Below are 24,688 nucleotides of genomic sequence, written 5' to 3'. Positions count from 1 at the left end.
TACTAGGAGGATACAAGATTGGGAAAGAGAGAAAAAACAAAATCATTAAGTTTAAGAAATAGGCTAATTGTATCATTTTTAATTATATTATTATTACCTAGCATAGCTATTGGGACTATTTCCTATCAAAGTGCAAAATCTAATATAGAGGATAGTATGCTGGATTCTACTCAGAAAAATGTAGAAATTATGCGACAGACGATCGACCAATTTATGAATGATCAGATGGATAACATTGAATATTTATCGACAGCCATTTCAACAACCGACATTGAAAATAACAAGGATGCAGCAACAAGCAAAATTTTAGAAGATATACAAAATGCTAAGGATGTTGCTTTTGAACAAACCTATGTAGGGACGGAAACAGGAGAATTTATGAATTATCCTACATCATTTCAAAATCCACCTGACTATGATCCGAGAGAAAGACCATGGTATCAGCAGGCGATGGAAGAAAAAGGTGAAATCATTGTAACGGATCCATATGTTTCTGCCTCCTCTAATCAAGTGGTGGTTACCATCGCAAAAGCTGCCGCAGATAATAACGGCGTTGTTGCGGTTAACCTGGAGCTCGGAAGTCTTACGGATATTATCAATTCAGTCACTATCGGTAAAAATGGTTATTTATTCCTGTTGGACGGAGATCATAAATATATTAGTCATCCTGATATGGAGGCTGGGACAGAAGCATCAGAAGCATTTTTTGATAAATTATATGAATCGGAGACAGGGCAATTCAATTACAGCTTCGAAGGTGATCAAAAGCAATTAGCATTTGATACCAGTGAGATAACAGGCTGGAAAATTGCGGGAACGATGTTTGATAGTGAGATAGCTGAAAATGTCAGCCCAATTTTAAATACGACTGTATTTGTTATTATTATTGCTCTTATTTTAGGTACGGTATTAATTGTATTTATCATTCGTTCTATTTCTAAACCTATTAATCATTTAGCTGATGCAAGTAATACAATGAGTCAGGGAGACTTAAGTGTCAGCGTGAATTTAGATCGAAAAGATGAAATAGGGACTTTAGCGCTTTCGTTTAATAAAATGCGTGAGAATTTAAATGGGATCATTCAGCAGGTTAGAGATAAATCAAATCATTTAGCTTCTTCTGCAGAGGAACTAAATGCAAGCACAGACCAGAACACCTCTGCTACAGAACAAATTTCTGCCTCCATGCAGGAAGCTGCTGAAGGAATGAATAGTCTTAATACCAGCATTACACACAGTTCAAAGCTGGCACAGGAAATGACGGAGTCCATCTATAATATTGAATCCAGCTCTAATCAGGTTTCAGATACAGCAACAGATGCGATGACGGCGGTAAAAGAAGGGAACACTGCATTAAGTACTACTATTGATCAAATGGAGTACATCAAGAAAAATACGTATGAACTGTCCAATAATATTCAAGGGCTTGGTAACCAGTCGGCTCAGATAAGTAATATTATTGACGTTATTACAGATATATCAGAGCAGACGAATTTACTTGCCTTAAACGCGACGATAGAAGCAGCAAGAGCGGGAGAGCATGGGAAAGGATTTGCTGTTGTGGCAGATGAAGTTCGGAAATTAGCTGAGAAATCTTCCGATTCTGCAGAACAGATAAAAGATATGATTAATGCAATTCAAAATGAAACAACGAATACTGTAAATGCCATGAAAGCTGCAACGGATGAAGTAGAAAAAGGAATCAGTATCGCCAATAATGCAGATAAATCGTTCACGAATATAACAGGCTATGTAGATTCGATAACAAATCAAATTATGCAGGTTAATGCTGGAATTCAAGAAATCGCAGCTACAACAAAACATTTTACGAATACATTTGAAGAGGTGGGGTCCATTGGGGATGCTGTATCGCAGGAAACAGAAAATGTTTCTGCATCTACACAACAGCAGCTTGCTTCCATGGAGGAGATTGCAAACTCAGCTTCAGATCTGACTAGTGTTGCAGAAGATCTACAGCAGCTGGTAGAAAACTTTAAGCTGTCTGATCGTTAATAATCCATTCATGCAGTGAAATATTGATTGCATCTTTTAAAAACTTTTTATTTCTAATCGGATAGAGAGGAGAATGATTTCCTTTCTATCCGATTAATTTGTGTAAAAAGATGTTTAGGCAGATGGACCTGATAAAGTGATGCTGTAAAAAAGAACTGTTACGTAGCAAGTGTTACATTGCAACAAAAATTTTCGCTTGGATCTCTTTATCTTCCCTCTGCAAACACCCACGTTAAATGATAGGTTTATGTACCAGTAATAGACCTAAAAATTAAAAGAAAAGTTCAATAGCGATTCGATATTTTTCTAATTTATTTTAAACCAACGGCGCAACAATCCCTAGAATAACAAAGCTCCATATTGCGATTACAATTGCCGGCATATCGACGTGCGTATCAACATGTGTATTGAACAGCCGCTGTACATATTCTCCTGTGATAACGGCAAATAGACCGAATAGGGCTGCCAGCCACGGACTTCCCAGTGCAATTGCTGCAAAACCCGCAACCATGGATACGTGGTGGGAGACAGGAAATTTTAATCCAAAATATAAGAAAATCAGAGACGCTGCACTAATGGTGAAACCGATGTTGTTTATATCTAAGGCAATTGCTGCATAACCTACCAGACCTGCAAATGAAAATCCCCAAATAGCGTTGAAAAGTAACATTTTTCCTGAGAACGGAAAGCGTTTTTCATTCGCAGGGAAGATACCTGTTAAACCGGAATGACCGAATAAGAAACGCGTAATAATAGCAAAAGTAACAACGGTTAAAGCAATGGTATCGATCGGAATATCTAAAACAGGTCCATATAAATATTGAACTAAATAACCTAAAATACCAAATATTCCCCCAACGATAAGCACCATTGGATCTGTTGTTTTAAACAATGGAACAGTTGTATCTGCACCGTCAACATGTCTGTCATCTTCAGCAAAAATTTTCTCTTTATCCTCATGATCTCCAAGAACAGTCTTTGCATCGACTGGATTTGTAAGAAATGCAGCATTTTCTAAACGTTTTTTACTGATTCTGCCTGCATATGCAGCCGCTGCCACAGCGCCGACAAAGGCTACATGTGGACCGAAAAACGGACCGAAAGCAACATGATCTAAGATCAGTGTACTGCCGGCTGCTACAGCTGCAGCAACGCCGGCCATTCCTAGGAACCCGGTAAAGATAAAGGCTGTCGTACCCCCGATAAGTGCACCAAATACACCGCCGCCAAAAGCAGCTAAAATCATTACTAAAGACATTCTGATTCCTCCCTGAAAATTGAAATTTATCCTTCTGCTATAAAAGTAATAAAAATCGGCCTGCCTTGTCTGAGAAATGATCAATGTAACTTGAAAAAATTAGAAAATACATTCTGATCTAAAATAACTTATAAATAAGAATGAAGAGATTGTAGTTCATTGCAGATGAAAGTATTATGAGAAACAAGGAATACTTTCGTATCTGCATAGTTGCTTGCGTTAATAAGAAAAAATACTTCCTGCCCAACGATAGAGAAGAAGATGCATAGCTTGTGGAAAATATTAAGCTCTTAGATGATTAATAATCTAGATAGATTGGTTAATAGGCTATCTATTTAAATTCTTTATTTCTAATCGGGCGGAGAAGGAAATCCATTAATTTACTCTCTGCCCGATTAATTTTATTTTCTTACATAATAATTATCTAAGAAATGTTAACCCTTTCATTTTACTGCAGAGACTTGTTTTTCTGCTCTTTGTTTAAACAGGTCGCCTAAATCAGATAAGGTATCTGAGACAGTAACAAAATTTTCTAATAACTGGTTATATTTCGCAACGCGCTCTGGATCTGGCTTAATAACAAGCTCTATCTCATGAATCGCATCAATTTTTTCATAATCATTCCAAAGTCCTGTCCCAACAGCAGCCAATGCGGCAGCACCTAAAGCAGCAGCCTGCTGATCCACATTTGTTTTCAAAATAGTAACATCATAACCGTCAGCGGAGATTTGACGCCACAGCTCACTTCTGGCACCGCCGCCTACAACGAGCATTTCATCGCTTACATTAGTAAGTTCACGAATCTTATCAAGGCAGATTCTCTGTCCTAAAGTGATCCCTTCCATAGCTGCACGGTATAAATCAGCCTGGGTATGGTTGGAGCTGAGCCCAATGTATCCACCTTGGATATTCAAGCTTTTATCAATAGGCAGGCCACCGCCAAGGCTTGGATTAAAAATGAGACCTCTTGATCCAATTGGAGATTGAGCTGCTTTCTCTGTTATTAAATCATAAGGGTCTTTTCCCAGTTTTTCTGCTTCTTCCTTCTCCGAATGAGCAAACTGGTCTCTGATCCAGCGGAAGCTTGTTCCTCCGGCAGCCAAGCATAGAGCATTGGCATAGTAGCCTGGAATAACATGTGTGAAAATATAAGGTCTGGAATCATTGTCCAGCAATGGTTTTTGTGAAGAAATAGCAATCCAGGAAGAAGATCCCTGTGAATTATAGATTCTGCCTTCTTTAAATGCTTTCGCTCCTAACGCCATACAGGAATTATCTACGCCGCCGCAAACAATCTGTGTATTTTCAGATAAGCCAATTTCTTTTGCAACCTCTGGAAGAATTGTTCCTACAACTGCATCTGAAGCAATAATTTCAGGGAAAATATGCTTGGGAAGCCCTGTTGCCTCTAAAAGCTCATCAGAATATTGCCAGCCGACAAGGTCATATACACCATATCCGGATGCGTAGGAATAGTCTGTCCGAACTTCTCCGGTTAATTTAAAGTTAATATAGTCTTTTGTCCCAACTACTTTATCAATCTTTTCATACATATCAGGCTCATTATTTTTATACCAAAGAATCTTGAATGCAGCATAGTTTGCCGGCTTTAGTCCATTTCCAGTCAGCATATACCATTTTTCTTCATCATATCGGCTGAAGAAATCGGCAACTTCTTTTTCTGCACGGTAATCTGACCAGATAGGAGTAGATTCACGCAGCAGATTTTTCTCTTTGTCTAAAGGAACAACTCCCAGACTATGTCCAGAAATACCGCAACAATGAATATCCTTTGGATTTACACCTGATTTTTCAATTAATACCTGTGTGCTTTTGACAATAGCATTCCACCACTCTTCGGGCTTCTGTTCATGCCAATTATTATGTGGGAAATAGGTCGGGTATTCTACAAAGACAGACTCCAGACAATTACCATCAAGATCATATAGGGATGCTTTATTTCCTCCTGTACCAAGATCATACGCAATTATTCTTTTCGTCATTATTACTTCCCCCTTTTGGTTTATTAAAATTTGTCATAGTTTCATAACTGCTGTTCTATAAATCTCAGTTAGCTGTGCTCTGTTTTGCCGCCCCAAGCTGATTAGAAACAAATTTCTATTCATGTTTGAGGCGGGTCTGTTGAACAGGTCTGATTGTAATTAGTTACAGGATGCGAACGGATACAGTCTATTTAATAGCCACCATCTAAATCCTGGTTGTTATCTTTTACAATCAACTGGCCTGCTTTCACTCTTTCTGCAGCCTCGTCTAAAATTTTCACTGTACCGCGGGTCCCTATACGAACAGAGCCTGTAGACAGTACGGCTAAGGTTTGGTCTAAATCCCTGACCCCGCCGGCAGATTTGACCTCTATATGGTCTGAAACACTCTCGCGCATCGTTTTTAAGTCTTCTATTTTAGAACCAGTAGGAGCATAGCCAGTACTGGTTTTTACAAAGTCAGTTCCTGCTCTTTCAGCAATTTCACAAGCTTTCATGATTTGTTCAGGTGTTAAATAGTGATTTTCAAAGATGACTTTTACCTTTGCCCCCATAGAATGTGCCACATCTACAACAGCTTTAATATCATTTTCCACATAGTCATATTCTTCAGATAAGAAACGGCCGATATTCATGACCATATCTACCTCAACAGCGCCTTTTTCAATAGCATCCTTTGTTTCAAAAGCCTTGGATTCTGTTGTTGCTGTTCCATGCGGGAAGCCAATGACGGTTGTAGGAAGAACATCAGTCCCTTCCAGCGCTTCACATACGATTGGTAAATCAGAAGGGCGGACACAAACAGAAACACAATTATATTTTTTTGCAATCTCGCAGCCCTCTATTAATTCTTTAACAGTGATATCGGGGCGCAGCAAAGAATGATCAACGGTTGCTGCAATTCCCTCTACTGTGATAGGATCTCCACTTTTGAATCTGGTAACTTGTAATGTCATAGTTTATCGTCTCCTTTTGAAAATGAAAGTTATTATAAAACCTTATGTCCTTTTACTGCAGTCCAAATCATAAACCATTGCTCTGGAGTTAACTGATAATTTAATGCATTCACAGGGGTCTTAACGAGATCAATTTCTCCTGACCCGGTAATAGGGATTAATCCCGCCGGGTGAGAAAGAAGCCAGGTAAATACTACTTCACCAATATCATTTGCTCCAACCTCTTCACGGATAATTTCCAGCGTCTCTCTCAATCTCTGTTCTGCATCTCCTGTACCTGTGAAAATTCTTCCACCTGCTAAGGGTGACCAAATCATAGGATGGATTCTCTCTTGAAGGGCCGCATCCATGGTTCCATTTTCGATATTCTCCATGTTTAACGGAGATAATTCGATTTGGTTTGTTACTAAGGGAACGCTTACATAAGATTTCAGTGTTCTATATTGCTCAGGTAAATGGTTAGAAACTCCGAATGTTTTTACTTTTCCGCTGGTATGAAGCTTATCAAATGCGGCAGCTACTTCTTCCGGGTTCACGAATTGGCTTGGTCTATGCAACAGAAGCGTATCAATATAGTCTGTGCCCATATATTTCATAGATTTTTCTACCTGCTGGATAATATATTCCTCGCTGTAGTTATAATATTTAACGCGAGCAGTTTCCGATTTATAAACGATACCGCATTTTGTAACAATTTCCATCCTATTTCTTAATGAAGGATTTTTCTTTAAAGCGTTCCCAAATATTTCTTCTGCTGTATAGTTGCCATAAATATCTGCATGATCCATTGTGGTGATACCGAGATCCATGCACTCTTCTACAAAATGGATTAACTCTGCATCTGTTAAGTTCCAATCAGCTAAGCGCCAAAAACCTAGTGCAATGCGTGAAAAAGAAACATCTTTCCCTAATGAAACGCGTTCCATATAAAAATCATCCTCTCCTGATTTTATAATTAAAATTAATAATTGTTCATTTGAACAGTTATTGTTATTTTGTTCAAATCTTGATATTATAATAGCAACATTAAGAATGTTTTTCAAGTAATAATTTAATTAAAATAAAAAAAGGTTCAACCTTTATGTAAAGATTGAACCTCTATGTAAGTAATCTGTTGAGTCAAAATCAAATTACTTTAACGAAATCAAGAAGAATGATTCGCTAAGTATTCTGCTGTTTCTTTGTCCGTAACAAGAATGTCAATATACCCTGCTTTTAATGCTGCGAGTGTTGAAGCATGTTTCTCTTTTCCTTCTACAACACATATTTTTATAGGAATATTGAATAAAGCTTCTTTATCAATACCGATACTGCGATTGCTGATACTGGAGCAGCACTCTTGTCCATCACTGTTTAAGAAAGCGATTGATACAAGGTCGCATACGGCATTATTTTTTTCCATTTCAGAAAGGTCACTCTTTGAAAAGTATTCTACTTTGTGAATACTGCTGGAAGTAAACATTGGATTGCCAAGACTAAAGAAAGCAATATCTGCCTCCGCTGTCCGTTGAATAACTGTTGAGATAGAAGAATCATTCAGGAAGGTTTCCCGTTCCATCTGGCTTTGTACTAATGCCGGTGCATTAATAGAAATAGATTTTCCCTCAGTCTTATGTGCCATTTCTGAAGCGATAGAAGAAGAGTGGACATGGGGCATACTGATACTGTGCCCGCCAATGATAGATGCAAATAAAACATCCTTTGTTTTTAATGGCTGCATATATTTACAGGTTTCCCGCAAGGTAGTTCCCCATCCTACCGCAACCGTAGCACCTTTAAAAAGTTTGTCCTGTAAACAAAGAGCAGCTGCGCTTTGGACTTGTTTCTTTGCGTCTTCCCCTGATTGATTATCTACAACAATTGCGTTTTTTAAGCCGTATTTATCTTTCAGCCCTTTTTCCAGCTCCAGAAAGGCACCGCTGTAATCTATAATAATTTTTACAATTCCTAAGTCTTTGGCTTTTTGCAGGGATCTGGATATCTTCATCCGTGATAACCCTGTGGAGTTAGCGATTTGCTGCTGGGACATATTCTTCTCGTAGTACATGTGGCATATAGAAATTAAAAGTCTATGATCCATTCCGTCACCTTCTTTCGTAAATCAACATCTGCTTTTATCTATTATAGCTTATCTAATTGTAATCTTCATTTCCATCATAAAGGATAGCTTGATATTTTCATAATTTTGGAATGTAAAGAGAGGACTTTTCAGATATAAAAAAGGTTATGAGCAGACTTTGTAAAGTCTGCTCATAACCTTTGCGCTTGAAACATTAAGAAATAGAAGCTTCATAGATAGAATCAACAGCTTTTTTCAGAGCTGCATCAAATTCTTCCTGAGATTGATTTGCATTTAAGTCCTGACTCAATGCTCTGGAGAAGCTGGCGATAAGTCCGTTATTGTCTTTTAATTTCGCGTTTGCGTCATCAGTGGAATACCCTCCGGATAATGCAACAACACGGACAACATTTGGATGATCAATTAATTCTCTATATAGGTTATTTTTCGTTGGAATAGTTAATTTCAGCATAACCAGCTGATCGGAATGAAGCTGGTTTAAATGCTCTAAAATTTCTGCTTTCAGAATATCTTCACTATCTTCTTTAGAGGGGCTGTTAATGTCCACTTCAGGCTCGATAATAGGAACCAGCCCAGCTGCAATAATCTGCTTTCCAATTTCAAATTGCTGGTCGACTACCTTTTTGATGCCTTCCGGGTTATCCTCTTTGATCACAGAGCGCATTTTTGTGCCGAAAATATGACGTTCATTTGCTCGGTCTAATGTCTCCTGTAAATTATCAATCGGCTTCATCAGCTGAACGCCGTCTGCTTCTTCTGCGAGCCCTTTGTCCACTTTCAGGAATGGAACGATGCCTTTTTCTTCAGCGAGATAATCACCTGTATATTTGCCTTCGATTTCACGATCCATGGTCTGTTCAAAAAGAATGGCACCAATAATCTGATCGGAATTAAAGGAAGGCGATGTAATAATTCTTGTCCGCATTTCGTGGACTAAATCAAACATTTCTTCTTCACCCTGATAAGCATCCTCCGGAATTCCATAGGCAGCTAAGGCCTTTGGTGTACTTCCTCCACTTTGATCCAGTGCTGCGATAAATCCTTTGTCATTTTTCATTTTTTCTAATTGGTTTTGCTGCATCACTTTCACTCCTTTTTTTGTTGAGCCGATAATCGGCTTTAAAAACAGTTTGAAGTAACCTCCATCTCCTATTGTAGCACTAAATAATTTTAGATTATAGTCTTCTGCGTGAAGGAAAGATATTTTCTTTTTTGAATCTATCAACAATTAAAGCTTAAAATAGACACTCTCTCTGTATTTTTATAAGATAAAAAGAAAAAGGTGGAAAAAGTATGCACGATATTACGAAAAAAAGAGTGAAGGCTTACCTGATTGATTTAGCTGTATCAACAACTGTCTCCCTGATAACGGAAAGCTTATTACAAAAGAAATTCAAGAGTCCGGCATACTATAATCTGGTTCATCCAACACTGATTCAATGGTCATTGGAATATGCCCAGTTGAAATGTGAAGGAAGAACACTTGGTTATAAACAGGCAGGGTTGAAGCTGGAAAGCACAAATGGCGAGAAGTTAACCAGCAGCCAGATTTTAAAACGTATGGCATATCGTGATTCGATAGGTGCGTTTAGTTATTTTAAAAATCGTGAAAAGTTTGAAGGACCAGATGGGAGTCAGTTTCCATATGAACGGTCAGCAGGGGTGAAGGTGAGAGAGGTATAAAGGAAAGTGAAAACGGCGATAGACCTAGGTAAAGGGGTATTGTCGTTTTTTTATTGAGATAAGCTTATCTTTACTTCTGCCCTCCCATAATATACAATTTATAGTAATTAAAAAATGGAATTTAAACAATTTTTACATATTTGAAAATATCTTGATAACCCTGATAACTGAACGCTGCTCTCCTAAAATATCATATACCTTGAAAACGGAAGGTGAATTTATGAATATTACCTATCTGCTCTTTTTTCTTTGTATTGTCGTTTGTACCCTGATTATTACTTATTGGGCGGCGAGACAAAGTAAAACGACGAATCAGTTTTATATTGCTGCAGGCAGCTTAACAGGTACTCAAAATGGGATGGCTATTGCAGGGGATTATATCAGCGCAGCTTCCTTTCTGGGTATAGTTGGTACTATTGCTATTAATGGCTTTGACGGTTTTTTGTATGCAATTGGATTTTTAGTTTCTTATTTAATTGTTTTATTTTTTATTGCTGAACCGGTGCATCATTTAGGAAAATATTCATTAGGAGATGTTATTTGCGCACGTTTTCCAAGCTATAAAATGCGGGGAATAATGGCTATTGGAGCTTTAATTATCTCCGTTTTTTATATGATTCCACAATTAGTTGCTGCAGGGCTGTTAATCAGGTTATTGCTTGATATTAATTATTCTGCTTCTGTGTTAATTATAGGATTATTGATGACTATTTATGTTGTTTTTGGAGGGATGTTTGCAACTTCCTGGGTGCAAATTGTTAAGACAGTGCTGCTTTTATCAGGTACATTTTTACTCGCACTTATTGTGCTTTCACGATTTAATTGGAGTATTTCAAGCCTATTAGAACAGGTTACACTTGGCTCGCCTTTAGGAGAGCAATTTTCATTGCCGGGTCATTTATTTAATAATCCTTTGGAAACGCTTTCCCTTCATCTTGCCTTAATACTAGGTACTGCAGGACTTCCGCATATTTTAATCCGGCTTTTTACAGTGCGGAATACGGTAGAGGTACGCAGGTCACTTTTAACAGCGAGCTGGATTATTGGTGCATTTTATTTGATTGCGCTTATTTTAGGATTGGGAGCCGTTGCTTTAGTTGGATTTGAAGAGCTGGTTAAGCTGGATCCGTTTGGGAATTTAGCTGCTCCATTATTAGCAGAGAGCCTGGGTGGAGATTTTTTAATGGCTTTTATCGCAGCAATAGCATTTACAACGATTGTCGCCGTTGTAGCTGGATTGGTCATTTCGGCAACGACCGCTTTTTCCCACGACATTTATTATCATATTATTAAAAAAGGGAACACCTCGGAAAGGAAACGTGTACGCGCAGCACGCTGGACGGCATTTTTTATCGGGCTTCTATCTACTTTACTTGCGCTTGGATTACGGCATATGAATGTAACCTTCCTCGTTTCCTTAACATTTATTGTTGCAGCATCCAGTAATTTGCCTGTACTTTTATTTACCATCTACTGGCGGCGCTTTAACCAGAGTGGAGCAATTACCGGAATGATCTCCGGATTAACAGTGTCCCTGCTGCTTTTACTTTTGGGACCGCATATCATGAATCCGGATGGCGGCTGGATTGCTGTCGATCCTTTAATCCCCCTTTATAATCCTGGGATAATTGCGATTCCTGCCGGATTTTTAGGAGCATATCTGGGAACGGTACTGTCACGGGAAAAAGAAAGTGCAATTCCATTTTCATCATTCTATCTTCGTGCGCAAACAGGGATTATCTTAAGGAGAGATCGATCGTGATGAATTTGACAGTCGTTTTATTCGAACGTTTAGGTCTATTATTAGTTATTGCCTTTGTTTTGACACGAAGTCCTGGGTTCAGGTCGCTGCTTTACAATGAGTTCAGCTTTAAAATGGCCGGGATTCATGCGTGCGTATTTGGTTTGTTCGGGATTGCGGGCACATTAACCGGAGTAGTAATCGGGAATGACTTCACAGTGGTGAATGAATTCGTTTGGAATGTAAAAGATGATCAAATGGTGGTAAGCTCCAGTCTGGTTGCTATTGTAATTGCCGGGCTGCTTGGAGGTCCGGCAGTTGGTTTAGGAGCCGGAATCATTGCCGGGACACATTTGTTTTTTCTCGGAGGAATCGGTTTTGTGGCTAACAGCCTCGTGAATCCGCTGACAGGACTGCTTGCTGGGTTTACGGCACGCTTTTTTTCGCAGGAGCGTGTTATATCACCGATAAAAGCACTGTTTATCGGCATATTTCCCCCGATATTATTGATGCATTTATTACTTATTTTTGATTCACAGGACAGAACAATGATTGAGCTGATTAATGTTATCGGCTTGCCGGTTGTATTATCCAACAGTATTGCTATTGCAATTTTTACAGCAATGATTGCTATTGTGCTCAGAGAACAGGAAAATGAAGCAGCATTTGCAACGAGACAGGCATTAACTATTGCTGAGGAGGCGTTGCCTTTTCTAAAGGAGGAATCATTTCAGAGCAAGGCAGAAGGACTCGCCGATTTGCTCTATGCACGCTTGAAATTAGCAGCTGTTACAGTGACAGACGAAAGGGAAGTAATGGCGCATAAGGGGTTGGGAGGAGATCATCATAAAATCGGCAATCGGTTAACAACACAAATTTCCAGACGGGCATTAGCATCAAAGGAGACACTGGTTGCTTACTCTAAGACAGAAATTCAATGTACGCATAAAAATTGTCCATTGGAAGCTGTAATTATTATCCCAATTTTGGAAGCGCAGCAAACCATCGGGCTGATTAAGTTATACTTTCGCAAGCCACAGCATATTGGTCCGGTAGAGCTGATGCTGGCTGAGGGGCTTGGTCAGCTGATTGCTAATCAATTAAAAACAATTAAAGCAGAGCGGCTCGAATTGCATACCCGTGATGCAGAGCTAAGCAATTTACAAGCACAAATTAATCCGCATTTTCTATTTAATACACTGCATATGATCGCTGCATTATTTCGGAAAGATCCTGAAAAAGCAAGACATATAACAGTTCAATTAGCGCAATTTATGCGTTTTAACCTGAAGCTTGTATCGACGCAGCTTGTACCATTGGAAAAAGAAACAGAGCATGTAAAAGCGTATATCGAGATTATCCAGACCCGATTTACGAGCAGACTACAAATATATTTTTTACAGCCGGAAGGAATCTCTCACCTGTTAATCCCGCCGTCATCAATTCAGCCTTTAGTTGAAAATAGTGTCAGGCACGGGTTAGAACATGTTTCAGAGGAAGGAAGAATAGATGTGAGGATGGAGCGGTTTGATGAGCGGATAAAGATAAGTGTGCAGGATAATGGTCAAGGATTTCCTGATCATATTTTACAGCAGGCTGGAGAGACTGTACTGGCAGAAAAGCAGCATGGTGGAACAGGCTTATATAATGTCAACCAGCGCTTAATTAATCTGCTGGGTAAAGAAGCCCGCTTACATGTACGGAATTTATCTGAAGGCGGAAGCGAGGTCTATTTTACTATTCCATATCGTGAAGATTAGAAAGGAAGATTTTTATGATGAAAATCCATACCATGGTTGCTGAAGATGAACAATTGGCACGTGAAGAATTGATATATTTATTGGAAAGGGAACAAGACATAAAGCTTCTGCCGAGTGCGGAGACAGGGGAGCAGCTGGTAGAACTGTATAAAGAGTATGAGCCCGATGTTATTTTTTTGGATGTGCATATGCCTGGTATGCGGGGGATAGAGGCTGCGAAGAAAATATTGGAGCTTGCTTATATAGAAACACCATTATTTATTTTTACAACTGCATATGATGATTATGCAGTCGAAGCTTTCGATATAGAAGCGGTTGACTATATGCTGAAGCCGTATGATACAGAGAGATTTCAAAAGGCAATGAATCGTCTCCGCAAGCGGATGCGGCAATTGAAAAGTAAAGATAAACAGTTATCAAAACAAAGTATTCCTTCATCAAGTAAGCTTTTAATCGATAATGATGACCGGACAATTGTCTTATCCCCTGATGCGATTTATTATGCTGTACCATATAAGCGGATGTTAGAGATTCACACAGAGGACAAGGTGATTTACAGCAGGATGTCATTACAGGAGCTGGAAAAGAAACTGCAAGGTCATGCTTTTTTCAGGACACATCGCAGCTACCTTGTTAATTTGAATCATATACAGGAGATTACACCATGGTTTAATGGGGCAAGCAACATCACATTACAGGATAAAAATCAGACGAAGATTCCAGTCAGCCGTACAGCAAGAAAGCATCTTTTTGATTTATTTGGCAGTTAACCATTGATGACAAAATTCCAACCGTTCAAACGTAATTTTAAACCATTGAAACAAATTCGCATACGTACGCATCCATCTTCCTTTATAATTTAGAAAGCGTTTACAAAAGGGTTAACAAAGGGTTGAAGGAGGAATGCCGAGCTTTAGAAAATAATAATTTTTAATGCTTGTTAAGGGAAAGGGTAAGAAGAGCTGAACGAATCATAAAGAGAGAAGCTGGTCAATGTTACTTTATGGAGCTGGAAGGTTTCTCTGGCGTAGGGATATCGTCTAAAAACTTTTCATTCCGATTTTCGAGGAGGATGCGGATGGGTGCAGAAAAAGAATATAAGCAGGAGCCTGCAAAAGAAATTAATTTTGTACAAGTAACGGAAAGCAAATCCTTTAAAAAGCTGATGCATGATCGGAAAAAATTTATTGTACCGTTAACAATCTTTTTCATGGTATTTTATTTCTTACTACCGGTTTTAACCTCATATACAACTTTTTTAAACACACCGGTAATCGGTGATATTTCCTGGGTATGGTTGTTTGCGTTAGCTCAGTTTATCATGACGTGGGTTTTATGCACAGTCTATGTAAAAAAAGCAGCGGTCTTTGATAAACAGGCGGATGAAATTATAAAAGAGATGGAAGAAGGAGGAGAAGAACAATGAGTGCAACAGTTATTATCCTCTTTCTTGCTATTGTTTTATTAACTTTAGTTATCACTTTTTTTGCTGCTAAAAAGACGCAGACAGCAGGGGATTTTTATACTGCCGGCGGAGGACTCACCGGGCTGCAGAACGGTCTGGCGATTGCGGGTGACTATTTATCAGCAGCATCTTTTCTGGGAATTGCAGGTGCCATTGCACTATTTGGTTTTGACGGGTTTTTCTACAGTATCGGATTTTTGATTGCCTATTTAGTTGTTCTGTTCCTTGTAGCTGAACCGTTGCGTAACCTCGGTAAATATACACTGGCTGATATGATTAATTCCCGTTTTGATGCGCGAAAGGTTCGGGGAGCGGCTGCACTGAATACGATAACAATCAGTACGTTTTATATGATTGCCCAGCTTGTAGGAGCAGGAGCCTTGATACAGTTATTATTTGGCATTAAATATTGGATGGCGGTGCTGATTGTTGGTGTGATGATGACAATTTACGTTTTGTTTGGCGGGATGATTGCGACGAGCTGGGTACAAATTGTAAAAGCTGTTCTTCTGATGGCTGGAATGGTCATTATGACATTTCTCGTCTTATTAAAATTTAATTTTAATATTGGACAAATGTTTACGGACGTTAAAACTGTTACTGCTCATGGAGAAGCATATTTAATGCCTGGACTGCAGTATACAGAACCACTCGGAACCATATCGCTTATGTTAGCTTTAGTACTTGGGACGGCAGGATTACCGCACATTCTAATGCGTTTTTTCACTGTCCGGGATGCAAAAACAGCAAGAAGCTCTGTTGTTATCGCAACATGGGTGATTGGAATATTTTATGTACTGACATTATTCTTAGGTTTTGGTGCAGCAGCATTTGTAGGCCATGATACTATCATTGCGGCAAATCCGGGCGGCAATATGGCTGCACCATTGCTTGCGCAGGCTGTTGGTGGAGACATCCTGTTTGCTTTTATCTCAGCAGTTGCTTTTGCAACGATCTTAGCTGTAGTGGCAGGACTTGTGCTTTCTGGTGCTTCGGCATTTGCCCATGATTTATATGGTCAAATTATTAAAAGAGGAAATGTGACAGAGAGGGAACAAGTGAAAGCTGCACGCTACGCATCATTGGCTGTGTCTGTTTTGTCCATTGTTTTAGCGTTATTTGCCCAATATTTAAACGTAGCATTCCTTGTTTCGCTGGCCTTTTGTATTGCGGCAAGTGCCAATTTACCGGTTATTATTTACACAGTTTATTGGAAAAGGTTCAATACTGCAGGGGCAGTAACAGCGATGCTGACAGGATTATTATCCGCATTAATTCTTGTATCGATTAGTCCGAGTGTTTTCTCGCCAATCGAAGGTGCAGCATTATTTGTAGGGGAGCCAATTTTCCCTCTAACCAATCCGGCACTTGTATCCGTACCTCTGGGATTCCTGGGCGGATATTTAGGAACACTTTTATCGAAGGAAAAGGATATAAAACGTTATGCAGAGGTGAAGGTGAAGGCAAATACGGGTTACAAAAGCAGTGGTGTGAGTCACTAGAGAAAGCAAAGAAAAATGTCTGCAGAGATTTGTCTGCAGGCATTTTTGTATGTAATTTTTTAGCGATTTAAATGAAGTATCGTATTAGTTGATTTCACGCTTTATTAGTTAACAATAACTCCATTGTATAGCCTCATGATAAAACATACAATAAAGAAGAGAGGAGAGTTCCTATGAGAATGAACATTGGCCCTATTATTACGGAAAAAAGAAAAGAGAAAAAGATTACGCAGCAGGAGCTGGCAGATTTTATTGGTGTTTCCAAGGCTTCTGTTTCCAAATGGGAGACAGGGCAAACATATCCGGATATCACCTCTCTTCCCATGCTTGCTGCATATTTTAATGTAAGTATTGATTCCTTGCTGGGATATGAATCACAGCTGGATCCAAAAGAGATTCAGCATATATATGCTTCATTAAAGGGTGCCTTTGAAACAAAGCCGGCAGAGGATGTCTTAGTTTCCATCAGAAGTTTTATCCGCAGATATTATTCCTGCTATCCATTTATACTGCAAATGGGGCTGCTTATCATGAATCATATTGACCGCCTTCCCGGAGAAGACGGGGAGGAAAAAAATCAACGCTATATGAACGAGGCAAAGGATTTATTTGTTCATGTCCGTACACAGGCAAAAGATCCAGAACTGATTACAAAGGCTTTTAAGCTGGAAGCCTATTCATTATTTACGTTAAAAGAGGCAGACCAGGTTTTAGAAATTCTTGGTGAATATCCTCCTGGTATTTTTCCTGTGGAAAGCTTAATTTCAGGAGCCTTCCAAATGAAAGGAGAGACAGATCGGGCAATTGGAACGCTTCAAAGTGCATTATTTCAGTACGTTATTATCGTAATGAGTGCATTTACAAATTATTTGCAGCTATTAATAGAATCACCTGATAAATTTAAAGAGACTGTTCAAAGAGGAAAAGCAATTGCAGATACCTTTGAACTCGCTCCGTTACATCCGGTGGCTTTGATGAATTTTCAATTATCAGCTGCTTTTGGTTATGCACAAATAAAAGAGGGGCATGCGGCACTCTCTATGCTGGAGGAATTTACAGAGGTAATAAAGGAAATCAGCTTCCCGGTAGTTCTTCATGGTGACGATTATTTTGATCAAGTAGATGACTGGTTTAATAATCTGGATATCGGCAATCAGATGCCAAGAGACTCTATGCTGGTAAAAGAAAATTTTATAAGTGCAGTTGTAGATAATCCTTTATTTTTAAATTTACAGGAAAAAGAAAGATTTCAGCAGATAAATATGCAGTTAAAGCGCCTGTTGGAAAGTGAGGAAGGAAAATGAATGGTATTTCATTTTTAATGGATCATTTACCACTATTAATACCGCTGATTATACTGCAATTTACGCTGATGATTACAGCACTGGTTCATGTGATAAAGCATCCAAATTACCGGTTCGGCACGAAAGGTATGTGGATTTTTATTGTTGTGATTCTACAACTCATTGGTCCTGTTTTTTATTTCGTGTTTGGGAAAGGAGATAATGAATGAATATTATAGAGGTAAAGAATGTTTCTAAAAGCTTTGGCTCCAAGCAGGTTCTGGACGGACTTCATTTAGGCGTTCCCACTGGTTCCATATTCGGCTTTGTAGGAGGAAATGGGGCAGGTAAAACAACGACGATGAAGCTGATTTTAGGACTTGAGGAAACGACAAGAGGAGATATATTTGTCGGAGGAGAAAAAGTAACCTTTGGAAACACAAAAACGAACCGAATCACAGGTTATTTATCAGATGTTCCAGAATTTTATCCGTACATGTCTGCAGAAGAATATTTAACATTCTGTGGTGAAATCACCGGATTAAAAAAAGCAGAACAAAAACAGAGAATAAAAGAAACTCTGGCACTGGTAGGTCTGGAAGGAAATAAAAAGAGAATTAAGGGCTTTTCCAGAGGAATGAAACAGCGGTTAGGTATTGCGCAGGCAATGTTAAATAATCCGGAATTACTTATTTGTGATGAGCCGACTTCTGCGTTAGACCCTGAGGGAAGAAATGAATTCTTAGAACTCCTGGCATCTTTAAAAGGGAAAATGACCATTTTATTTTCTACTCATATTTTAGGAGATGTGGAGCGTATCTGCGATTATGTAGGAATTTTAGATGAAGGAAAGCTGAAGGTAAGTTCATCGATAGAAGAGTTGAAGCAAACCTATGCGAAACCGCAAATAGAATTATTTTTTGATGAAGTGGCAAATTTTTCTGCTCTTACTGCAGAGCTTAATGCTTTAAAAGAGCAAGGAGTCATTACAGAGGTTGAGAAGACAAACAAACGGAATCAGGTTATTATTTCTTATAATAAAGATTATGCAGAGACAGCTGCAGCGCTTTTAGAAAGCTTGATAGCTAAAAAAACGATGCCGATTTCTTTAAGGAAAATGAATCCTTCTCTGGAATCTATCTTTTTGGAGGTGATTCAATGAAAAATATCTATTACTTTTCCAAAAAGGAATTTTTAGAAAGCTGGCGTACATCCAAATTATTTATATTAATGATTTTTTTTCTTATTTTAGGCATTATGAATCCGTTGATAGCGATATTAACACCGGATATTATCGAGATGAGCTTTGGGGATGCACTGCCGGTGAATATCCCGGAACCGTCCTCTCTGGATTCCTGGGGGCAATTTTATCAAAGCATGACCCAAATGGGGTTAATCGTGATTACGCTTTTGTTCAGTGGAACAATGAGTGGGGAAGTAAGCAAAGGTACGCTGGTTAATCTTGTTACAAAAGGATTAAAGCGATCTACTGTCGTGATTAGTAAAAGTATTTATTTAATTCTTCAATGGACTCTTTGTATGTTTTTAGCATTTTTTGTGACCTGGGTCTATACGCTTTATTATTTTACGGATGATAACAGCCCGCATGTTTTTCTGGCAGTTCTTCCATTATGGATCTTTGGAATCTTATTAGTAACAGCGATACTTTTAACCTCTACCATCTCCAGAAACAGTTATGAGGGCTTGTTGCTGACAGGAGGGTTTGTGGTCCTTTTATTTATCGTGAATATCTTTGATAAATTAAAACATTATAATCCCATTACACTTACTAGTGAAAATATTAACTTCCTGCAGGGGATTTCCAGCTTAGGCAATTATATGCCTGCAATGCTTATTTCTATTTCCTTATCTTTGTTATTTCTCTATCTATCGATTTTTATTTTAAACAAAAAGAAACTGTAGCCGCTTTGGGCAGGGAGGAACAATATTGCTCCTCCTTACTCCAGGTATCACTTTATAATAATTTTAAACATTGTGCCTTTTCCAACCTCACTTTTCATCTCTACCCTGCCGCCATGCGCCTGAATAATATCCCTTGAAATAGCTAATCCAAGACCTGTACCGCGTGATGTTGTATTGGTGCCCCGGTAATAACGGTCAAAAATTTGTGCCTGTTCTTCTTTTTTTATTCCTCTTCCATTATCACGGATAATAATGCTGTTTTCTGCTACTTCTACTGTCACTTTTACATCATCATCATTATGGATTAAGGCATTTAAAATAAAATTTAATAAAGCTCTTTTCATTAAATGCTGGTCAATCTCCCAGGTTAACTCAGGTGCATTACTGCTAAAGTCAATTTCATGTGTTTGAAATTGCGGATCATTCAATAAATCAATAATTATTTTTCTGACAAAGCCTTCTATCCGGGTTTCCTGAAGATTAAGTGACATATCCTGGTTTCTGAGGCGCATGGTCAGATTAAAATCATCCAGCAACTCTTTCATATAAAGCGATTGGCGTTCAATAACCCCGGCATATTCCAATCTTTCCTCTGGAGAAATTTCGTCATTGCGCAGCAGTTCCGCATAACCGCGGATGGATGCGAGCGGTGTTTTAATATCATGAGAAACATTGCTGATCCATTCATTGCGCATTTGCTCCAGCTTTTGTCGTTCATTTTCATGTGCCTGCAAGGTTTCAGATACATCATTTAAGTTGGCGAATACACGCTTAAAGACTCCGGGCCGTTTCATCTTTTTTGGCTGAAACTTTCTTTCCTTCAGTTCGCTGATCCGTTCGATTATCCGCGAGACAGGCTTTGTCAGCACAGTACTGAACAGAAATCCGACAATAAAAGCGATAATTAAGTCAACGATAACAATTGCGCCTAAGAACTGGGAAGCATACGTGAATACCTGCTGCGGATCCGCCATAATGATTGTCCGTTGCTGCTTGGAATCTGGAACGCCGACAATATAGCTGTAGCCCTCATATTCTCCAATAAAATATGTGTTCAAATCATTATCCATATATTTGTATTTATGAACTAATTCTACAGGTGTATAATGTGTGGCAGCACTTTCTGGTGCGTATTCATCCGAGATAACATTCCCATTTTCATCCAATATCTGCAGCCAGGCTCCAAAGCGGGTCAGTGCATCCTTTCCTTTTTCTGAGACAACAGGAACACCGTCTTCGATTGACAAATTATAATAAAAGGCGCGGGTAAAGTTTTCCCCTGTGTCATGTATAATATCTTCTGGATCTTCATTATGCTGGGAAAGCAATAACGCAATCAGAATAACTGTATTAACAATACTGACGATAAAGACAATACTAAGAATGGAAATAAGATAGCGGATGGTCAGTTTCCATTTCATGATGTATTTGCTCCTTTTTCAAATTCAAAAAATATATAACTCCTTAACTGTGCGGGATATAAAGTTTTATGGATTAAAACGATATCCCAGTCCTTTTACAGTAACAATATAAGCAGGGGCTGACGGGTTTTCTTCAATTTTTTCCCGCAGTCTGCGGATATGCACCATTAAAGTGTTATCAGCTCCATAAAATTCTTCGCCCCATACGGTTTCAAATAACGTTTCCTTGCTTAAAATATGCTTTGGATTGCGCATAAAGCAGGCCATTAACCCTACCTCTTTAGCTGTCAGCTCTAAGACCTCCCCATCCTTGCTTATTTCCGTTTCATCCCCGTTGATTGTAAAGACACCGATATTTTTATCTGCTTTTGCTGGTGCATGAGAGCTTGCTGCTTCCATAGTGTAAATGCCCGCCCGGCGCAACTGGGCTTTGACACGGTAAGCCATCTCTTTTGGACTGAATGGTTTGGTAATATAGTCATCACCGCCGATAGCAAGTCCGAGTATTTTATCTATTTCGTCTGATTTAGCGGACAAAAACAGGATTGGAATACGAGATGTTTCACGGATTTTCCGGCATAAATCATACCCCTCCCCATCTGGGAGCATGACATCTAATATTGCCAAATCCGGCTCAAATTTAGTAAATTGCAGCCATCCTTCTTTGATTGAGCCAGCTGTGGCAATTTCCGTCATCCCCTCTTTTTGAAGCGCTGTTTTCATTAATTGACATAAATCCTGTTCATCATCAACAATTAATATTTTTGGCTTTTCCATATAAAGTCCACACCTTTCTTGTTTTATGTATAGTGAATTCGTTTTTATTATTGGCTAAAAAGTTGAATTATTACTATCTTAACAGGAAATCATCAACTATGAGTGTGATTTAAACATTTTGTAAGGTTGTATTGATGGCTGTTTAAGGATGGGGGGCTATAGTAAAGATATAGAAAGTTTACAGCATATATAAAGAGGTGCATAAATAATGGAGCATTTATTAAAAGTAAATGATGTAGAAAAAATATATGGAAAAGGCGCTAATTCATTTCAAGCGCTAAAAGATATTTCCTTTACCATTGATCATGGAGAATTTGTTGGTGTTATGGGGCCTTCTGGCGCAGGGAAATCGACGCTTCTCAATGTATTAGCAACCATCGATACTCCGACAAAAGGTGATATTTATGTGGAAGAAGACAATATCGCTAAGATGAAAGAGGATAAATTAGCAGATTTCCGCCGGGATCATCTAGGATTTATTTTCCAGGATTATAATTTATTAGATTCTTTAACAGTGCGGGAAAATATCCTGCTGCCATTAGCAATTGCTAAACAGCCGGCGAAGGAAATTGAAGAAAAGGTAAACACTATTTCCAGGACCTTTGGTATAGAGGATTTATTGGATAAGTATCCTTATCAAATTTCTGGCGGTCAAAAGCAGCGTACGGCTTCCTGCCGAGCACTGGTATCGAACCCAAAGATCATTTTTGCAGATGAGCCGACAGGTGCCCTTGATTCCAAATCAGCTACAGATTTATTAGAAAGCTTAAGCGGTCTGAATAAAGAGCATGAAACAACAATTATGATGGTAACTCATGATGCTTATGCAGCGAGCTTTTGCAGGCGTATCCTGTTTATAAAAGATGGAGGTCTTTCGCAGGAGCTTATCCGCGGAACGTGCACAAGGAAGGAATTCTTCCAGATGATATTAGATGAATTGGCAGAAGTAGGCGGTGACGGGAATGACCTTGTTTGAGTTAGCATTAAAAAATATTCGCAGAAATATGAAGAGCTATGGATTATATATCGGCTCCACGATTTTCTCAATTATTATTTATTTTACCTTTGCGATGTTAAAGCATAGTGATGATATCAGCGGATTAGCAGAGACATCGAAACAAATGCAGGCGGTAATGAGCGCTTCAGCCTTTGTACTGATGATTTTTGTTGCAATTTTTATTCTGTACTCTAATTCCTTTTTTATGAAAAAAAGGAAGAAAGAAGTTGCTCTCTATTCTTTACTTGGTGTACGCAAACGGTCTATCGGTTTTTTACTATTCTTTGAGAATATCGTAATCGGACTGGTTGCTTTAGTGGTGGGTGTGGGTTTAGGCTTCTTGTTGTCTCAAGCTTTATTATCCCTTTTATTAAAGTTAATGGGATTATCTCTTTCTGTCGGTTTTGCATTTTCGATGCAGGCAGTTATTGAGACAGTGATTGTTTTCTTCCTTATTTTCTTAGTTACTTCTCTGCTTGGCTATCGAGTTATTTATAAGTTTAAACTGATTGATTTATTCCATGCTGAGAAACAAGGAGAAGCGCAGCCGAAAGCGCGCGTCGTCTCAGCAATAATTGGAGTAATTGCTTTAGCTGCTGCTTACTGGCTGGCTCTGCAGGACTTAATGACTTCTTCTGTCTGGCGGATATTTGGCTTGGCGATGCCGCTTGTAATTATTGGCTTGACAGTTTTAGGATCATATCTATTATTTAGCAGTGTTCTTGTTTATGTTTTAAATCTATTGAAGAAAAGCAAAAGTTGGGCTTGGAAAGGGCTTAATCTAATGACATCTTCCCAGCTTCTTTATCGGATTCGCGGGAACGTAAAAACATTAACGATTATCGCAACATTAAGTGCAACAACTATTACAGCAGGCGGAGCGATATTCGGTACGTATTATAATACAGAAAAAAGTGTGGAAGAAAATATACCTTTCTCCTTTATGTGGGAAGGGGAGGAACAAGATATAGATACGGAAATAGTTGAAGATGCTGTCAGCTTTGAAGCAAAGGATATTGTTGTACCAGGAGAAACTTATGATCAGTCCTATTATGTCATTGATGAAGAAACATTTATGAAATTGACAGAAGCGCTTGGCTGGGATGTTGGAAACGTAGATTTGGAACAAGATGAGGCAGTGCTGATTGACCCTTATTTTGATGAACGGTGGAAGGATAAAGTCGGCACAGTTGAAATAGATGATGACGAAAAAACAGTGGACCAGTTTTATGAAAAACCATTGTTTAATGCTCCTACCTTACCGGGAACAGTCTTAGTTGTTGATGATGCATCTTTTCAAGAATTGGATGGAGAAAATGCCATTTATCAGGCAGTACAGACTGCCAACTATAAGGATCATTTAGAACTTTCTAAAGAGCTGGAAGCTAAAACAGAAAGATTCTCCAGTGCAGTGCAAAGCTATCAGGATTCCATTGAGGCTTCCGGTGCGATGTTATTTGTCGGCAGCTTTTTAGGATTAGTATTTTTAGTGGCTACTGGCAGTATTATCTTCTTTAAAATGATGACAGAAGCAGAAGAAGATAAGGATAAGTATGCTGTTTTATATAAAATTGGTGTTTCTAAAAAGGAAATGAAAAAAACAATCCGTTATCAGGTCGGTCTCATTTTTCTGGCACCGCTAATATTGGGATTAACACATGGGACAGTTGCCTTGATGGCATTTTCTAATCTATTGCAAATGAACCTGTGGGAGCCGGTTATTATTTGGATGGCGGCTTATACAATGATTTATATTTTATACTACGTGATCACAGTCAGGGGATTTAATAAAACAATCACTCAGACTGTCACACAGGAGGGGTAAA

The 24,688-nt window shown here is 38.7% G+C and carries 21 protein-coding genes; 13 read left to right on the top strand and 8 right to left on the bottom strand.

Annotated elements, in window-relative coordinates; genetic code table 11:
* The first annotated feature begins 18 nt into the window (after positions 1–18).
* Complete coding sequence (locus MKY30_RS04110; RefSeq protein WP_156986131.1) at positions 19–2,013, top strand: methyl-accepting chemotaxis protein; 1,995 nt, start codon at positions 19–21, stop codon at positions 2,011–2,013.
* Positions 2,014–2,329: 316 nt separating this feature from the next.
* Here MKY30_RS04110 and MKY30_RS04105 read toward each other — a convergent pair whose 3' ends face one another.
* The 6 genes from MKY30_RS04105 to MKY30_RS04080 all read right to left on the bottom strand — a co-directional run bounded on the left by MKY30_RS04105 (position 2,330) and on the right by MKY30_RS04080 (position 9,391).
* Entirely contained in the window at positions 2,330–3,271 is a 942-nt protein-coding gene (locus MKY30_RS04105; protein ID WP_339283510.1) for a hypothetical protein, read from the bottom strand.
* A 443-nt stretch (positions 3,272–3,714) separates the two neighbouring features.
* Complete coding sequence (locus MKY30_RS04100) at positions 3,715–5,274, bottom strand: xylulokinase (protein ID WP_339283509.1); 1,560 nt, start codon at positions 5,272–5,274, stop codon at positions 3,715–3,717.
* 191 nt (positions 5,275–5,465) lie between these two features.
* Positions 5,466–6,230, bottom strand: coding sequence for a deoxyribose-phosphate aldolase (deoC, locus tag MKY30_RS04095; RefSeq protein WP_339283508.1), 765 nt, complete (start codon positions 6,228–6,230; stop codon positions 5,466–5,468).
* A 32-nt stretch (positions 6,231–6,262) separates the two neighbouring features.
* On the bottom strand, positions 6,263–7,156 hold the full coding sequence (locus MKY30_RS04090) for an aldo/keto reductase (protein ID WP_339283506.1): 894 nt from the start codon (positions 7,154–7,156) through the stop codon (positions 6,263–6,265).
* 218 nt (positions 7,157–7,374) lie between these two features.
* The gene (locus MKY30_RS04085; RefSeq protein WP_339283504.1) at positions 7,375–8,310 is read right to left on the bottom strand and encodes a sugar-binding transcriptional regulator; all 936 of its coding nucleotides are present in this window, start codon (positions 8,308–8,310) and stop codon (positions 7,375–7,377) included.
* A 193-nt stretch (positions 8,311–8,503) separates the two neighbouring features.
* The gene (locus MKY30_RS04080) at positions 8,504–9,391 is read right to left on the bottom strand and encodes a fructose bisphosphate aldolase (RefSeq protein ID WP_147211810.1); all 888 of its coding nucleotides are present in this window, start codon (positions 9,389–9,391) and stop codon (positions 8,504–8,506) included.
* A gap of 212 nt (positions 9,392–9,603) precedes the next feature.
* On the opposite strand from MKY30_RS04080, the gene MKY30_RS04075 reads away from it, so the two are divergent.
* From MKY30_RS04075 to MKY30_RS04030, 10 genes are all read left to right on the top strand, one after another.
* The gene (locus MKY30_RS04075) at positions 9,604–9,993 is read left to right on the top strand and encodes an RDD family protein (protein WP_339283502.1); all 390 of its coding nucleotides are present in this window, start codon (positions 9,604–9,606) and stop codon (positions 9,991–9,993) included.
* Between the two features lie 220 nt (positions 9,994–10,213).
* Positions 10,214–11,755, top strand: a complete 1,542-nt coding sequence (locus tag MKY30_RS04070) for a solute symporter family protein (RefSeq protein ID WP_222595744.1) — start codon at positions 10,214–10,216, stop codon at positions 11,753–11,755.
* Positions 11,755–13,494 carry a LytS/YhcK type 5TM receptor domain-containing protein gene (locus tag MKY30_RS04065; RefSeq protein WP_147211812.1) on the top strand — a complete coding sequence of 580 codons (1,740 nt, stop codon included), beginning with the start codon at positions 11,755–11,757 and terminating at the stop codon, positions 13,492–13,494. Before MKY30_RS04070 ends, MKY30_RS04065 begins: the two co-directional genes overlap by 1 nt.
* A gap of 14 nt (positions 13,495–13,508) precedes the next feature.
* Positions 13,509–14,264 carry a LytR/AlgR family response regulator transcription factor gene (locus MKY30_RS04060; protein ID WP_307725853.1) on the top strand — a complete coding sequence of 252 codons (756 nt, stop codon included), beginning with the start codon at positions 13,509–13,511 and terminating at the stop codon, positions 14,262–14,264.
* Between the two features lie 308 nt (positions 14,265–14,572).
* On the top strand, positions 14,573–14,920 hold the full coding sequence (locus MKY30_RS04055; RefSeq protein WP_379544685.1) for a DUF485 domain-containing protein: 348 nt from the start codon (positions 14,573–14,575) through the stop codon (positions 14,918–14,920).
* Complete coding sequence (locus tag MKY30_RS04050) at positions 14,917–16,461, top strand: solute symporter family protein (RefSeq protein ID WP_147211705.1); 1,545 nt, start codon at positions 14,917–14,919, stop codon at positions 16,459–16,461. Before MKY30_RS04055 ends, MKY30_RS04050 begins: the two co-directional genes overlap by 4 nt.
* Positions 16,462–16,634: 173 nt before the next feature.
* A complete protein-coding gene (locus MKY30_RS04045; RefSeq protein ID WP_339283497.1) occupies positions 16,635–17,765 on the top strand; it encodes a helix-turn-helix domain-containing protein in 1,131 nt (376 codons plus the stop codon).
* Positions 17,762–17,974: a PLDc N-terminal domain-containing protein gene (locus tag MKY30_RS04040; protein WP_147211707.1), complete on the top strand. Its 213-nt coding sequence runs from the start codon at positions 17,762–17,764 to the stop codon at positions 17,972–17,974. The genes MKY30_RS04045 and MKY30_RS04040 overlap by 4 nt, the downstream gene beginning before the upstream one ends.
* Entirely contained in the window at positions 17,971–18,906 is a 936-nt protein-coding gene (locus tag MKY30_RS04035; protein ID WP_339283496.1) for an ABC transporter ATP-binding protein, read from the top strand. The genes MKY30_RS04040 and MKY30_RS04035 overlap by 4 nt, the downstream gene beginning before the upstream one ends.
* A complete protein-coding gene (locus MKY30_RS04030) occupies positions 18,903–19,667 on the top strand; it encodes an ABC transporter permease (RefSeq protein ID WP_339283495.1) in 765 nt (254 codons plus the stop codon). Before MKY30_RS04035 ends, MKY30_RS04030 begins: the two co-directional genes overlap by 4 nt.
* A gap of 47 nt (positions 19,668–19,714) precedes the next feature.
* Here MKY30_RS04030 and MKY30_RS04025 read toward each other — a convergent pair whose 3' ends face one another.
* Both MKY30_RS04025 and MKY30_RS04020 read right to left on the bottom strand, forming a co-directional pair.
* Positions 19,715–21,088: a sensor histidine kinase gene (locus tag MKY30_RS04025; RefSeq protein ID WP_339283494.1), complete on the bottom strand. Its 1,374-nt coding sequence runs from the start codon at positions 21,086–21,088 to the stop codon at positions 19,715–19,717.
* 66 nt (positions 21,089–21,154) lie between these two features.
* Positions 21,155–21,865, bottom strand: coding sequence for a response regulator transcription factor (locus tag MKY30_RS04020; RefSeq protein WP_147211711.1), 711 nt, complete (start codon positions 21,863–21,865; stop codon positions 21,155–21,157).
* A gap of 208 nt (positions 21,866–22,073) precedes the next feature.
* On the opposite strand from MKY30_RS04020, the gene MKY30_RS04015 reads away from it, so the two are divergent.
* Entirely contained in the window at positions 22,074–22,841 is a 768-nt protein-coding gene (locus tag MKY30_RS04015; RefSeq protein ID WP_147211712.1) for an ABC transporter ATP-binding protein, read from the top strand.
* The gene (locus tag MKY30_RS04010) at positions 22,828–24,687 is read left to right on the top strand and encodes an ABC transporter permease (protein WP_341082877.1); all 1,860 of its coding nucleotides are present in this window, start codon (positions 22,828–22,830) and stop codon (positions 24,685–24,687) included. Before MKY30_RS04015 ends, MKY30_RS04010 begins: the two co-directional genes overlap by 14 nt.
* The last annotated feature ends 1 nt before the right edge of the window (position 24,688 follow it).

Source organism: Oceanobacillus sp. FSL W8-0428, assembly GCF_038004405.1.
GTDB classification, from domain to species: Bacteria; Bacillota; Bacilli; order Bacillales; family Amphibacillaceae; genus Oceanobacillus; species Oceanobacillus sojae.
This window is presented reverse-complemented; position numbering and strand designations above follow the sequence as displayed.